Genomic DNA, 14150 nt, shown 5'->3' with positions numbered 1-14150 from the left:
GCCCAGGATGTCGCACCAATACAGTCCGGCGTTCGAACGGGCCGGGCGTTTCGTGGCCAAGCACGCAAAGCTGGTGATACTGGCGTGGATAGCAGTCGCTGTTCTCGTCAATGTCGCGTGGCCGCAACTGGAGCGGGTGGCCAACGAGCACTCGGTCAGTCCGCTGCCGACGGGTGAGGTGAGTCCAGCACTGGCGTCGATGAAGGAGATGGGAAAGGCGTTTGGCCGCCCGGGGATCGACAACGCCGTCATCATCGTGATGCACAGCGACAAGGGGTTTGACGCCGATGCGCAGGCACGGTACTCCGCGCTGATCGACCGGCTGGGCGGCAACAAGGAGTACGTCACGTTCGTCCAGGATCAGCTGGGCGATCCCCGGATGCGCAACAACCCGGTGGCGCGTAAGCAGGTTCTCAGCGAGGACGGCACCACCTGGTACGCGATGGCGGGGTTGGCAGGTGATCTCGGTACCCCGTTGGCGCAGCGGGCATATCGATCCGTCGATGACTTGGTGAAGCAGACCTTCGTCGGCTCGACCACCACCGCGAACATCACCGGGGCGGCGGGGACCGTCACCGATATGGGTAACGCCGCGCTGGGTGATCTGCCCAAGATCGGTGCGGTGACCGTGGTGGTCATCGGTCTCATTCTGCTGCTGGTGTTCCGATCGTGGTTCACCGCGATGCTGCCGCTGCTGGTGATGGGCATGAGCCTGCTCATCGCGCGCGGCGTCATCGCCGGACTCGCCGATCGGAGCCTGGTCCCGGTGTCCTCGGTATCGGCCGGACTGATGATGGCGGTGCTGATGGGAGCCAGCGTCAACTACACGGTGTTCCTGGTCAGTCGGTATCACGAGAGAATTCGCGCGGGGGAGGCGCCGCCGGAAGCCCTGGCACATGCCTGTGGCTCGATGACCAGGGTCATCTTGGCGACGGCCGCGACCGTGGCGATCGCCAACATCGCACAGTTGACCGCCAAGCTGGCCTTCCTCGCGGCGGCCGGACCGGCGGTGTCGATGGGGGTGATCGTCGCGTTCTTCGTGGTCACCACCCTGCTGCCGGCCACGCTGAGCCTGGCCGCCACGCGCGGGTTGGGTCTGCCGGGGCCTGATCGGGCGGGGGTGTACTGGCACCGCATGGGTGTGAACATCGTGCGGCACCCCTGGCCCGTCTTCGGTGTGGCGATCGTGATCCTGTTGGCGGCCGCGTCCTTCGTCCCCTTCATGCGACCCAGTTTCGACATGTCGCGGGTGCTGCCGGATTCGGCCCAGTCGAACCAGGGTATGCGCACTCTCAATGCGCATTTCCCCACCAATTCGGTAATGCCGCAATATCTTTTGATCCAGGCACCCTCGGATCTACGCAATCCGCGTGCACTGGCAGACCTTGACCAGATGGCAGAGCGGATCTCCCAGCTCGCGGGGGTCGGGAAGGTCGTCGGCATCACCCGGCCTGACGGGAACAAGCTCACCCAGGCCACGTTGGCGTGGCAGATCGGGTACATGGGAACGCAGATCGACAAGACGAGTGGACAGGTCAACGCCGACCTGCGGCCGCAGCTGGAACGGATGTCGAAGCTGGCCGACGTCATGTCGGCCATGACCAACGAGCTGGGTGACGGGGATCTGGCCCGGATGCAGCAGATGATGCCGCAGATGCTGTCAATGGCCAAAGAGGTTGAGGGACAGCTTGATCGTTATCAGTCGCTGATATCCCAGATGGGGACGGTGGCGGGCATGGTGGACCAGCTGGCCACGATGGGACCTTCGGTGGAGGCCACGTTCTCCGCACTGAACGCCGGGGCATCGTTGACCCAGACACTGTCCGAATCTCCGTTCTGCCCGGTGCAACCCGACTGCGTCAAGCTGCGTGATCAGCTCGTTGAGCTACGCGACACGGGGCCGCTCTCGTCGGCGGAAAACCTGCGCGAGTCGGTGCGGGCGGTCACCGGCGGCAAGACGATCACACAGCTGCTCGGTGATATGAACAATCAGTTCAAGCAGATTCGCGGACTGCTCGCGAAATTACCTGAGATGGAACACAAATTCGAACGTATCTCGGGTTACTTCCAGCAGCTGCAGGGTCTCGGCGTCGACATGAACTCCGTCAAGACGATGGGCGTGCGGATCCGCGATTTGAACACCCAACTCGAGGACACCGTGCGGTCGATGGGCGAGGCCGCGGTGACTCTGCAGACCATTGGCAAGGACTCCAATTCTCCTGCGGCATCCGGTTTCTCCGTACCCGGAGCGATGTTGCAGAATCCCGGATTCAAGGAGCTGAGTTCGGCATTCCTGCAGGACGGCGGCCGCACCGCCATGTATCTGGTGCAATCACCGCTCAATCCCTATGGACCCGAGGCGATGCAGCTGAGCCGCGATATGGAGCGCGTCGGCAACGAGGCCACGCCCAACACCGCGCTGGCCGGTGCCACGGTGTCGGTGGGCGGGTTCCCTGCCATCAACGCCGATCTGAAGAAGGCCTACGACAGTGATCTGCGCGAGATCATCGTTGTCACGCTGCTCATCATTTTCCTGGTGATGTGTCTACTGCTGCGGGCCGTTGTCGCGCCGCTGTACCTGCTGGGTACGGTGCTCCTCACCTATATCGCGTCACTGGGCATCGGCGTGCTGGTGTTCCAGGTTGTCCTTGGGCAACAGCTGGATTGGGCCGTCCCGGCAATGACCTTTGTGCTGATTGTGGCTGTCGGGGCCGACTACAACATGCTGTTCATCTCGCGCCTGCGAGAGGAGAGTGCCCGGGGCATGCGGCTCGGCATCATCCGGACCGTGCGTCAGACCGGGTCGGTGATCACCTCGGCCGGTCTGGTGTTCGCCGCCAGCCTGCTGGGCATGATGGTCGGTTCGGTCAATCAGATGGTGCAGATGGGGTTCATCATCGGCGTGGGCATCCTGCTGGACACCTTCATCGTCAGGACTCTGATGGTGCCGACGTTGGCTCAAGCCTTCGGCAAGCTGAGCTGGTGGCCCTCCAAGGCGTGACCGGGTACAGGCCTGCTAGGCCACCATTTTCGGATGCGGTAGCGGTGCATGGGGATTGGCAACCCGCCGGTTAAAGGTTCCGTGGAACCCTATCGGCAGGTGATGTGTCAGGTGCGCCACTGCCAGGGGGCCCTGCTCGACATCGCGCGCATCGAGAATGATCAGCTGCGAACGATTCTCCACGAGATCGTGATTGACCGTGAGCAGCCAGCCGTCATCCTGTGCCGAGTCCTTGTCACGCGGCACAAAGAGAGGTTCGCAGACCGAGGCCTTCCCGAAATCGCAGTGCGTCATGGCGCCGGTGCGATGGTCGAACTTGAAGATGCCGTTGTAGTGGCCCCGGTGTTCCAGCGTGCCCGCGGTATAGGTGATCTGGTGATTGCGGGTCGATTGGCGCCAGTCATATTGCGGGAATTCGATTTTCGCGGACTGTGACACCACTTCCTCGGTGATCTTGCCGCTGGGCGAGATGCGGAATCTGACCAGGTGGCTGTCCGGCCATTCGCGGACTACCAGATGGTGATGAGGATTTGGATGGTCCTTGGGCCCCATGGCGGCGTCGAGTGATCGCCGCAGAAACTCGAGGCTCTCATATCTGACGAACTCGACCACCGCGTCCGCGCCGTCCTGGAATGCGTTGGTGACGTGGATATGGGTCTGCGGCGCGTGCTCGATGACCAGTGGTTTGGATCCGTCACGGGGAACCAGGATGAACTTGGTGCTGCCATTGGTCAGCTGGTACTCGAGGCTCTCGTCGAAACGCTTACCGCGCAGCAGCTGGCCGATGTTGGGGCGAATCGGATCGAGGACGAAGACCAGATACTTCTCGGTCAGCGCGAAGTCGTGGTTCCAGCCCATATCCCACAGGGTTACCGAATTGATCTGCGAGAGTTGGCCGCTGGGGCTCACCCGGTAGCAGCGCAGTCGCGGTGTGGGAAAGACGTCCAGGCCGAAGTTGAACATCTCGCCCGTAACAGGATCCCATTTCGGGTGTGCCGAGAAGGCGCCGACATAGCCAAGATTGCCCTTGAAGTCGTTGGTGCCCAAAGTTTCCAGCGTGTCGGGGTCCAGCCGATGTGGCGGCCCGCCCTCCCAGAGCGCCAGCATTTCCCCGGCCAGTGACACGATGTTGGTGTTCGCGGCGTTCGCCGGCAATTGGAGATTGGCGAACAGCTTCCCGGGCACCTGGGTGGTGATCCCGGGTCTGCGCATCGGGCCCTGCTGCAACCCGTCCCGGAACTGCTGGGTGCGCACATATCGGTTGGTGAAGCGGACCGAGGAACCGTCCAGGATGAATCGGGACACCATGCCGTCGGCGTCGAACATCGTGCGCAGCACGGTGCTACCCACTTCGAACTTGCCGGGGCCGATGCGGAAAAGCGTGCCAGTCAGCGCGGGCGGCAGGGTCCCGTCGATCTCGGTGACCTCGTAGTCGTATTCGCGCAGCTGGGACTCGAAGGGGCGGGAGATGAGCTCCTCGAAGTCCGTGTCGGAGGCTGAATGCTGGGGCGCAACTGTCATGAAATCTCCTAGACCGCGTTGTCGGGCAGTTTCTGATGACGGGTGTCCTCAACATTAGCGAGTAGGTTGCCTATGTCAAGACGAAGGGCGTTTACGCGTGACAAACGGTCAGACTCACCGCACATACGGCGGCAAGACGCGGGAGCAGCGCCGAGATGAGCGGCGCGCCGCACTGGTGCGCGCGGGCCGTGAGCTATGGAGTGACAAGGGTCTGGCCGCGGTCACCGTTCGAGGCGTGTGTGCCCGGACCCGGCTGACCGATCGGTACTTCTATGAGCAGTTCGAGGTGATCGGCGATTTGGTTCTGCAGATCGTGGACGACGTGTTCACCGAACTGTTCGCGTCCATGGCCGAGGCCGGAAGGCTGGCCGGTGACAACCCGCACGCACAGCTGACGGCGGGGCTCACGGCGTACCTCGAGCAGTCCGTCGCGGATCGGGCGGTGCTGCGGATCCTGACATCCGACCTGGCTGGATATCCCGGACTTGCCGCCAAGCGCCGAACACTCCAGCACCGTGTGGCACGGGCGATACTCCTGACCATCGCGCCAGGGGTGTCCACACCTGAGCCGGCATTGCTCGATGCCGCAGTGTTCGGCGTCGGGGGCGTCACTCTCCTCATGGAGGACTGGCTTGCCGATGAAAGCCGATGCAGTGCAGGCGAACTCGGTGCAAAGGCCACCGATATGTGTATGCGGCTGCTGGGACCGCTGACCTAGCCGTGGCTGACGAACTTGGTGGGCCGCAGGTACAGGATGACGCGGTCGGCCTCGTCGCCGGTGCTCGTCCCGGCCCACGGTGCCTGATACAGGTGGGCCAGTTCCTGGATGAAAGACCCGGTGGGATCGTCGTCGACCTGGTCGATGGTGCCGCGCACCTCCAGATACCGATACGGGTTGGTGGGGTCCAGGATCGAGAACGCGACCCGTGGCTCGGCCTGGATGTTGCGGAACTTGGCCCGCTTCTTGGTGTGGGTGAAGCGCAGCCGCTCGCCGTCCCAGTCGAACCACATGGGACTGGACTGCGCTGAGCCGTCGCCACCGACCGTGGCCAGGTGGCCGTAGAGCCGTTGTTCCAAGAGATCTTCGAAGCCCGCGGGGATTTCTGGCATGACCTATTTGAACATCCGAGTGGCGCCGATGCTTCCCCGGTCGAACATGACGGATAGCCGCCGTTCGATTCGCCGGGAGCCAAAGACTGTTGTGCACTGGTCGGTGTTCCTAGGTTCGAGCGCATGACATCGGCACCTGCTGCGCTGCCGCGCGCTCGGGTGGCTCACGAGGCCGCCGAGCCGGTGCTGCGGGTGCGCCGCCGCCCGCGTCCGGGGAACTGGATCCTTTCGGCCATCGCACTGATCTTTGTCGCCATGTTCGTGCACGGTTTGGTGCGCAACCCAGGGTGGGACTGGCCCACCTTCGCGCGCTACTTCACCGCCAAGTCAGTGCTGGCCGCGCTGTGGCTGACCATCCGGCTGACCATTTACGGCACGGTGCTGGGATTTGTGCTCGGTATCGCTCTGGCGGCCGCGCGACTGTCCAAGAATCCCGTATTGCAAGCCATTTCGTGGACGTACGTGTGGATCTTCCGCTCCATACCGCTGATCGTGCAGCTGCTGTTCTGGTTCAACATCGCCTACCTGTACGACACCATCAGCTTCGGCATCCCGTTCGGCCCGAGCCTGATCACCATCGATACCAATGAGCTGCTCAGCGGTCTGACCGCCGCGGTGATCGGGTTGACCCTGCATCAGGGCGCCTATTTTGCCGAGATCATCCGGGGCGGCATCGTGTCCGTCGACGAGGGGCAGTTGGAAGCCGCCGCCGCACTGGGTATTCCGCGCCGTCGCCAGTTCTTCCGGATCGTGCTGCCGCAAGCCATGAGATCGGTCATGCCCAACGCCGCCAATGAGGTCATCAGCCTGGTGAAGGGCACCTCCATCGTGTCCACCATGGCCATCGCCGACCTCTTCTATCAGGTGCAGGTCATTTTCGGCCGCAACGGACGGGTGGTGCCGCTGCTCATGGTGGCGACGGTCTGGTACATCGTCATCACCTCGGTGTTGACCGTGGTGCAGTACTACATCGAGCGGCATTACGCGCGGGGCGCACATCGATGAGCACCATTGAGGTGCGCGGGGTGAGTAAGTCCTACGGTCAGATCGCCGCACTGCGCGACGTGAATCTGACTGTGCGACAGGGTGAGGTGACGGTCATCATCGGTCCGTCCGGATCAGGAAAGTCGACGTTACTGCGCACGCTGAACCACCTGGAGAAGGTGGACGCGGGGACGATACGCATCGACGGTGAGCTCATCGGATACCGGCAGCGGGGATCGGTGCTCCACGAACTATCGGAGCGAGCCATTCTGCGGCAGCGCGCGCAGGTTGGCTTCGTGTTCCAGAACTTCAACCTGTTCCCGCATCTGACGGTGCTGGAGAACGTCATCGAGGCACCGCTGGCGGCACGTCGGGCGCCGCGTGCCGAGCTGGTGGCCGAGGCGACCCGGTTGCTGGACCGTGTGGGAGTCGCCGACAAGGCGGCGGAGTATCCGCGTCGGCTCTCCGGCGGGCAGCAGCAGCGGGTGGCCATCGCGCGTGCTCTGGCACTGCAGCCCAAAGTCATTCTGTTTGACGAGCCCACCTCGGCGCTGGACCCCGAGCTGGTGACCGAGGTCCTGGACGTGATTCGGCAGCTCGCGCGGGACGGCGCCACCCTGGTGATCGTGACGCACGAGATCGGCCTGGCCCGGGAGATCGCCGACACCGTGGTCTTCATGGATCGCGGCGCCATCGTTGAGCAGGGTCCGCCGACCGAAGTACTGGACAAGCCGTCGCATCAGCGCACCGCGAGTTTCCTGTCGAAGGTGCTGTCATGAGATGCGTTGCCGCGCTTTTCTGCGCCGCGCTGCTCATGTTGACCGGGTGCGCCGAAGGAGCGGGGCCAGCCGCATCGTCGTCCTTCAACCTGAGCCCGGAACAGAACCGCATCCGGGTCGCCAGGGTCGACGCCATTGCCGCCGAGGTGCCCGAGGCCATCCGCAAGCGCGGCACGCTCATTGTGACGGGGGACGCCAGCTCGCTACCGCCGCTGCGGTTCTACGCCGACGATGACAAGACGATGATCGGGATCGAGACGGATATCGCCTATCTGGCGGCAGACGTTCTGGGGCTGCGTGTCGATCTGCGTTCGGCCGATTGGGCGCAGAACTTCGTCAAGGTGGATTCGGGTGAGGTGGACGCCTTTATTTCCAATGTCACGGTCACCGAGGAGCGTAAGGAGAAGTTCGACTTCGCGACCTATCGTCTGGACAACGTCACCTTCGAGGCTCGGCGGTCGCTGGATTGGAAGGTCAAGGGCGCCAGGGATATCGCCGGCAAGACCATCGGTGTTGGGTCCGGTACCAACCAGGAGGCGCTGCTGGTGCGGTGGAACGAAGAGAATGTCGCGGAGGGTCTGCCCGAGGCCGATCTCAAGTACTTCCAGCAGGCCACCGGCTACTACCTGGCGCTGGCCTCCGGCCGTATCGATGCCTACGTGGGGCCGAACCCGTCGGCGGTCTTCCATTCGGAGGCCACTGGGCAGACCAAGCTGGTGGGCACCTTCTCCGGCGCGGGGGAGGCGCTGCAAGGTGAGATTGCGGTGCTCACCAAGAAGGACAACGGGTTGGTGCGCGCCCTTGCCGATGCCGTCAATCACGCCATTGCCGACGGCACGTATCGTAAGGTGTTGCAGCGCTGGGGATTGGAGAACGAGGCGGTCTCCAAGTCGGAGATCAATCCCCGCGGACTACCCAGGCAAGGATGACATGACGGCGTGTGAGGATCTGCTGCAGTTCGTGACGGTCCAGCAGCAGGATCCGTTGGCGGCCCCGCTGCTGGCCGAGCTGGCGCTCGAGTACAGCACGCGATACGGCGGGACCCTCGATGAGCATCACGATCTCCTGGTCAACTATCCGGCAGTCCACTTCGCCGCTCCCGATGGCGGGCTGTTGATCGGACTACAGGGTGGCGCCGCCGTGACCGGCGGTGCTTTTCAGCGCTACGACGCGGATACCGCCGAGCTCAAACGGATCTGGACCTCCAGCGCCCACCGTCGTCAGGGATTGGCCGGGCGCACCCTGGCCGCGCTGGAACTGGAGATCCGCAACCGTGGGTACCGGCGCATCTACCTCACGACCGGGCCGCGCCAGCCCGAAGCGAAGGCGCTGTATCTCTCGGCGGGGTATCGCGCGCTCTACGACGAGAATCTGTCCGCGGACGAGGTCGGTATCCACCCGTTCGAGAAGGACCTCGAGGCCTAACTCGGCAGGAACGAATTTCGGTTGCCCACGTGAGGGCGTTCCTGATGAAATCTGCTGCATGTTGCACTCCAGTGATGCGCACCGTCTGATTGCCGAAGGGAACACCGTCCTGCGCGGACAGGTGGGCTCTGGGCTACACGGCGTCACCGCGGGCGACGATGATCGCGACGAGATGGGCGTGTGCATCGAACCCCCGGAATGCGTGATCGGTCTGCGTCGATTCGAGCAGTACATCTTCCGGACGCAACCCGAGGGTGTCAGATCAGGACCGGGTGACCTGGACCTGGTCGTGTACTCACTGCGCAAGTGGGCGAGGCTCGCGGCCGCGGGCAACCCGACCGTGCTGCTGCTGCTATTCATCCCCGATCAGGAGCTCACGGTCAGCACCGACGTGGGACACGACGTGCAACGGCACCCCGAACGGTTCCTGTCGCGCGTGGCGGGCCGCAAGTTTCTGGGCTACCTGAACTCCCAACGTAGGCGGCTGACTGGTGACCTCTCGCGTCGCACCAATCGGCCCGAGTTGATCGAGCGGTACGGGTTCGACACCAAATTCGCTTATCACGCCTTACGTCTCGGCATTCAGGGAATTGAGCTGATGGAGCGCGGCAGGATCACTCTGCCCATGCCACAGCCGTACCGGAGCCAGTTGGTTGACGTGCGTCAGGGTAAGTACACGCTGCCCGATGTGCTGGGTTGGCTCGACGAGGTGACGGCACGTTTGGAGTCTCTGACGGCGACCGCGGATCTGCCCGAGCAGCCGGATCGGATGATCATCGACAACTGGCTGGTCGAGATATACCAGCGCCATTGGGAGGCATAGTGGATCCGGATATGAAGCTGCCCAGGCAGATTCGCAAGGCGATCGCCGATATCAAGGTGACACTGGACGCGATCGACAATGATCCGCATGCGGACAAGGCGCGTTACCAGCTGGACCTGTTATCGGAGATGGTTTCGCAGCGTCCGGAACGATTTCAGCCGTGGAGCTACTATCGGCCCCGCGCCGAGGAGGAATTCGGCGAGTAGGGCCACTGCGAAGCAGACAGCGCTGGGTCCCTTTTCCTCAGGCTGAGGTTAACGCCGTCATTGTGCCGGTCGTAGCCGTTGAACCGGTCGTGACGACACTGCTTGGCCTGGCCCTGGACGGACACGGCTGGCATCCGGACGCGGATGAGCATGCCGGCAGCCCCTTGACGGGCAAGTACTGGGCCCAGCAGGTCCAGCTTGCCGAGCAAGGGCTGCTGGATTTCGTGACGTTCGAGGACTCGTTCGGCCGCACTCCCGGCGGCCGCCTCGACGCGACACTGACCGCCGCGCGCGTCGCCCCGGTGACGAGTCATATCGGGCTCATCGCCACCGCGCCGGCCACCCATAACGAGCCGTTTCACATCTCCAAGTCGATAGCGACCCTGGATATCGTCTCCGGTGGCCGCGCCGGCTGGCAGGTGACCATCGCCGACACCGAGGACGAGGCCGACGCGTTCGGTCGCACCAAGGTTCTTCCGCTGCCAGATCTGCTGGAGGAGGCCGCCGACTCCGTGGAGGTGGTCCGGCGGTTGTGGGACAGCTGGGAGGACGACGCGGAGATCCGCGATGTGGCGACGGGGCGGTTCATCGACAGGGACAAACTGCACTACATCGATTTCGAGGGGCGGTTCTTCTCGGTCAAGGGCCCGTCCATTACCCCCAGGTCACCACAGGGGCAATCGGTGGTCGCCGCGCTCGCCCGGAGCCGACCAGGGCAGGCTTTCGCTGCGAAGAACGCCGACCTCATCTTCGTCACTCCACACGACGGGGCCTCGGCCGCCGAGATTCCGGCCCGTCTGCACAATACGGCAGGCCACCGGGTCATCAAGGTGCTGGCCGATCTCGTGGTCTCGTTTGGCCGCGAGGATGAATTCCACTCGGATGCGGCGATATTCACGGGTCAGGCACCGGAACTGGCAGACCTGGTCGCCCAATGGCACGAGTGGGGCATTGACGGCGTGCGGTTGCGGCCCGCCGTCAACGCGCTCGACATCCCGGTCATAGTTGACGAACTAGTGCCCCTTCTTCAGGCCCACCACGGGTTCCGCGCCGAGTATGACAACGGAACGCTGCGCGAACGGCTCGGTCTGCCCACCGCCACCAACCGCTATGCAAGGAAGTCGGCATGAACGTCCCGCTCTCTGTTCTCGACCTGTCCCCGGTCAGCGAAGGATCGGATGCCGCTACGGCATTGCGTCATTCGATCGATCTGGCCCAGCATGCAGAACAATGGGGATACCGTCGCTACTGGCTCGCCGAACACCATTTCGTCGCGGTGGCGAGCACTGTTCCCGCGCTGGTCATCGCGCATATCGCCGCCGCCACCCAGCAGATCCGGGTAGGTGCCGGAGCCGTTCAGATCGCCTCCACCACGCCCGCCGCGGTCGTGGAAAGCTTCGGCATTCTCGATGCGCTGTACCCGGGCCGCATCGACCTCGGGCTCGGGCGTACCGGACATCGCATCAGGGATCGGCTGGCCGGAAACGAGCAGAAGCCCGAACCCGCGCCGGCGCACGAGGTCGACGGTCTGTTCATCCCGAAGGCGCCCACCGAATTCGGCATCAAGGACAATCCGAAACTACGGGCCACCGCCACCACCCTGCAGCAGCCCGGCGCACAGGTCGCGGATTTCGATCGGCAGGTGGCCGACATTCAGGCATTCCTCGACGGCAGCTACGTCAGCCAGGAAGGTGTTGCGCTGCATATCCGACCGGGCGAGGGGGCCGACCTGCCGCTATGGCTCTTCGGGTCCAGTAAGGGCGAGTCTGCTCAGGTCGCCGCGCGACGCGGTCTGCCGTTCGTGGCGAATTACCATGTCACGCCCTGGTCCACCCTGGAGGCGGTCGAGGCCTACCGCGACGCGTTCCGGCCCTCGAAGGCGCTGGCCGAGCCGTACGTCATTGTCTCCGCGGATGCGGTGGCCGCCGACGACGAGCCCACCGCTCGTCACCTCACCAGCACCTTTGGCCGCTGGGTGCATTCGATTCGATCCGGACATGGCGCCATCCCGTACCCCAATCCCGATGAGGCGCAACCGCTTACCGAGGAAGAGCGCCTCCTGTCGGAGGACAGGGTCACCACCCAGTTCGTCGGTGATGCCGGTCAGGTCGCCGAGCGGCTGGACACCCTGGCCCGGGTCACCGGCGCCGACGAGCTCGTCATCACCTCCATCACCCACCGGCACGAGGATCGGCGCAGATCCTATGAACTCATCGCCAAGGAATGGGGGCTGATCTGATGACCGCCCGAGCGGAGACGATTCAGGTACGAGAAGGTAAGGACCGCAAACCCATTCACCTTGCGGCCCACTTTCCGGGAGTCAACAACACCACCGTGTGGTCCGATCCGGCGTCGGGCAGCCAGATCGACTTCGAATCCTTTGTGCACCTGGCGCGGACTGCCGAGCGCGGGCTGTTCGACTTCTTCTTCCTTGCCGAGGGGCTGCGTCTTCGCGAGCACCGTGACCGGATCTACGACCTCGACGTCGTCGGAAGGCCCGATACCTTCACGGTGCTGGCGGCGCTCGGCGCCGTCACCGAACGGCTGGGGCTGGTGGGCACCATCAACACCACTTTCAACGAACCCTTCAACGTCGCACGGCAATTCGCCAGCCTGGACCATCTGACGGACGGACGGGCCGGCTGGAACATGGTCACCTCCTCCGACGCGTTCACCGGTGAGAATTTCCGGCGCGGTGGGTACCTCGATTACGCCGACCGGTATCACCGTGCCGAGGAGTTCATCACCGTGGCACGCAAGTTGTGGGACAGCTGGGACGAGGGCGGTGAGCCGCGTCCCGTCAATCACCGAGGCCCGCAGTTCGCCGTCCGTGGTGTCGCGACCGCTCCGGCTTCGCCCCAACGCCACCCGGTGCTGCTGCAGGCCGGGGATTCCGCGGATGGGCGCGACTTCGGCGCCAAACATGCCGATGCCTTGTTCACCATCCATTCCTCGATTCCGGCGGGGCAGAAGTACTACGCCGACGTCAAGGCCCGCGCCGCGGCGCACGGCCGAAACCCGGATCAGCTCAAGGTCTTTCCCGGTGTCACCTTCGTCCTCGGTGACACCGAAGAAGATGCGATCGAGAAGGCGGCGTACATCCGGGATCAGCAGGTGGGGCCGCAGACCGCCATCGCCTATCTCGAACAGGTATGGGGCCGTGACCTTTCCGAATACGACCCGGACGGGCCGCTGCCGGATGTCGAGCCCACCGGCGATGCCTCGATCACCCGGGGCAAAGCCCGCCACGGCGATCCTCGCGAGATCGCGGCGAAGTATCGGGGAATCGCCGAGGCCAAGAAGCTGTCGATCCGTGAGCTGATCAAGGAAGTCACGTCGCGTCAACAGTTCATCGGCACCCCGTCACATGTGGCCGCCGAAGTGGATCGCTATATCCAGGCCGATGCCTGCGACGGTTTCATCCTGGTCCCGCATCTGACCCCGGCTGGTCTCGACGACTTCGTGGACACCGTGGTGCCGCTGTTGCAGGAACGCGGTGCCTTCCGCACCGGCTACGAGCACGAGACGTTGCGCGAACACCTGGGGCTTGACCCCATCAACTCACTCGCTCAGGGCGATGCGGACCGCGTCGCGCAGTGACCCGATCCACGCCGGGCCGTGACCGGGGGCCAGCACATCGGCGTCGACATCCGCGAGGGCCTCGGCGCTGCGGCGTGCCTGGTCCATGTCTCGGGTGAACGGGGTGGGGAGCAGCTGCGGCCCGGACCGCGTGGCGATTGGGTGCCCGGTGATGATGGCATCACCCACCACCAGCACGTGTCCGGCGACCAGGAACGAGCAGTGGCCACTGCTGTGACCGGGGGTGGGGATGGGGACGGGCGCACCCGGCAGGTCCGCGAGTTCTGGACCGAGCGGGGCCGCCGTCGGAATGCCGTCACGCACCCCGACCCCGAGGCGCATCGCGTGGATGACCCAGGGCAGCCAACCCGGTCGCCATAAGTTCAGCACCACCTTGAACGGTTCGGCCTGGTCCACGTAGTCACGGCGCACATTGCCCAGCTCGGCGGTGTGGGCATAGATCGGGACTCCCTGATCGGCGGCCCACCAAATCGCGGTTCCCATGTGATCGATGTGCCCGTGCGTGAGCACCACGGCCCGCACATCCTGCGGCTTGTGTCCCAGTGCCGCAATGGATTTCAGTACGTCTTCACGATCGCCCGGATAGCCGGAGTCGAAGAGCGTGATGCCTGAGTCATCCGAGGCGATCACCCAATTGACGGCTTCTCCGTTGACCACGTGTACTGCGTCGCTGACCTGGGTGATCTCGACCATGAAATAGA

At 64.0% G+C, this 14150-nt stretch carries 14 protein-coding genes; 11 read left to right on the top strand and 3 right to left on the bottom strand.

The window, feature by feature from the left end:
* Positions 1–7: 7 nt before the first annotated feature.
* Positions 8–3001 carry an MMPL/RND family transporter gene (locus B4393_RS06745; protein WP_078333468.1) on the top strand — a complete coding sequence of 998 codons (2994 nt, stop codon included), beginning with the start codon at positions 8–10 and terminating at the stop codon, positions 2999–3001.
* Between the two features lie 15 nt (positions 3002–3016).
* On the opposite strand, the gene B4393_RS06740 is transcribed toward B4393_RS06745, so the two are convergent.
* Positions 3017–4522, bottom strand: a complete 1506-nt coding sequence (locus tag B4393_RS06740) for a carotenoid oxygenase family protein (protein ID WP_078333467.1) — start codon at positions 4520–4522, stop codon at positions 3017–3019.
* Positions 4523–4619: 97 nt separating this feature from the next.
* On the opposite strand from B4393_RS06740, the gene B4393_RS06735 reads away from it, so the two are divergent.
* On the top strand, positions 4620–5240 hold the full coding sequence (locus B4393_RS06735; protein WP_070938189.1) for a TetR/AcrR family transcriptional regulator: 621 nt from the start codon (positions 4620–4622) through the stop codon (positions 5238–5240).
* Here B4393_RS06735 and B4393_RS06730 read toward each other — a convergent pair.
* Positions 5237–5632 (bottom strand): PPOX class F420-dependent oxidoreductase, encoded by a 396-nt coding sequence (locus B4393_RS06730; RefSeq protein ID WP_070938190.1) that lies wholly within the window; start codon positions 5630–5632, stop codon positions 5237–5239. The genes B4393_RS06735 and B4393_RS06730 overlap by 4 nt on opposite strands.
* 123 nt (positions 5633–5755) lie before the next feature.
* Between B4393_RS06730 and B4393_RS06725 the strand changes: the two genes are divergently transcribed.
* The 9 genes from B4393_RS06725 to B4393_RS06685 all read left to right on the top strand — a co-directional run bounded on the left by B4393_RS06725 (position 5756) and on the right by B4393_RS06685 (position 13449).
* Entirely contained in the window at positions 5756–6637 is an 882-nt protein-coding gene (locus B4393_RS06725) for an amino acid ABC transporter permease (protein ID WP_078282406.1), read from the top strand.
* Complete coding sequence (locus B4393_RS06720; protein WP_078333466.1) at positions 6634–7395, top strand: amino acid ABC transporter ATP-binding protein; 762 nt, start codon at positions 6634–6636, stop codon at positions 7393–7395. Before B4393_RS06725 ends, B4393_RS06720 begins: the two co-directional genes overlap by 4 nt.
* A complete protein-coding gene (locus tag B4393_RS06715; RefSeq protein ID WP_078333465.1) occupies positions 7392–8324 on the top strand; it encodes an ABC transporter substrate-binding protein in 933 nt (310 codons plus the stop codon). The genes B4393_RS06720 and B4393_RS06715 overlap by 4 nt, the downstream gene beginning before the upstream one ends.
* Position 8325: 1 nt before the next feature.
* Positions 8326–8820: a GNAT family N-acetyltransferase gene (locus tag B4393_RS06710; protein WP_078333464.1), complete on the top strand. Its 495-nt coding sequence runs from the start codon at positions 8326–8328 to the stop codon at positions 8818–8820.
* Between the two features lie 58 nt (positions 8821–8878).
* Positions 8879–9643, top strand: a complete 765-nt coding sequence (locus B4393_RS06705; RefSeq protein WP_078333463.1) for a DNA polymerase beta superfamily protein — start codon at positions 8879–8881, stop codon at positions 9641–9643.
* 11 nt (positions 9644–9654) lie between these two features.
* A complete protein-coding gene (locus B4393_RS06700; protein WP_078333519.1) occupies positions 9655–9849 on the top strand; it encodes a hypothetical protein in 195 nt (64 codons plus the stop codon).
* A gap of 89 nt (positions 9850–9938) precedes the next feature.
* A complete protein-coding gene (locus B4393_RS06695) occupies positions 9939–10979 on the top strand; it encodes an LLM class flavin-dependent oxidoreductase (protein WP_078333518.1) in 1041 nt (346 codons plus the stop codon).
* Positions 10976–12088 carry an LLM class flavin-dependent oxidoreductase gene (locus tag B4393_RS06690; protein WP_078333462.1) on the top strand — a complete coding sequence of 371 codons (1113 nt, stop codon included), beginning with the start codon at positions 10976–10978 and terminating at the stop codon, positions 12086–12088. The genes B4393_RS06695 and B4393_RS06690 overlap by 4 nt, the downstream gene beginning before the upstream one ends.
* On the top strand, positions 12073–13449 hold the full coding sequence (locus B4393_RS06685; RefSeq protein ID WP_413816134.1) for an NtaA/DmoA family FMN-dependent monooxygenase: 1377 nt from the start codon (positions 12073–12075) through the stop codon (positions 13447–13449). Before B4393_RS06690 ends, B4393_RS06685 begins: the two co-directional genes overlap by 16 nt.
* Here the strand turns inward: B4393_RS06685 and B4393_RS06680 are convergent.
* Positions 13411–14142 (bottom strand): MBL fold metallo-hydrolase, encoded by a 732-nt coding sequence (locus B4393_RS06680; protein WP_078333461.1) that lies wholly within the window; start codon positions 14140–14142, stop codon positions 13411–13413. The genes B4393_RS06685 and B4393_RS06680 overlap by 39 nt on opposite strands.
* Positions 14143–14150 lie beyond the last annotated feature (8 nt).

This window comes from Mycobacteroides franklinii, assembly GCF_002013895.1.
GTDB lineage: Bacteria > Actinomycetota > Actinomycetes > Mycobacteriales > Mycobacteriaceae > Mycobacterium > Mycobacterium franklinii.
This window is presented reverse-complemented; position numbering and strand designations above follow the sequence as displayed.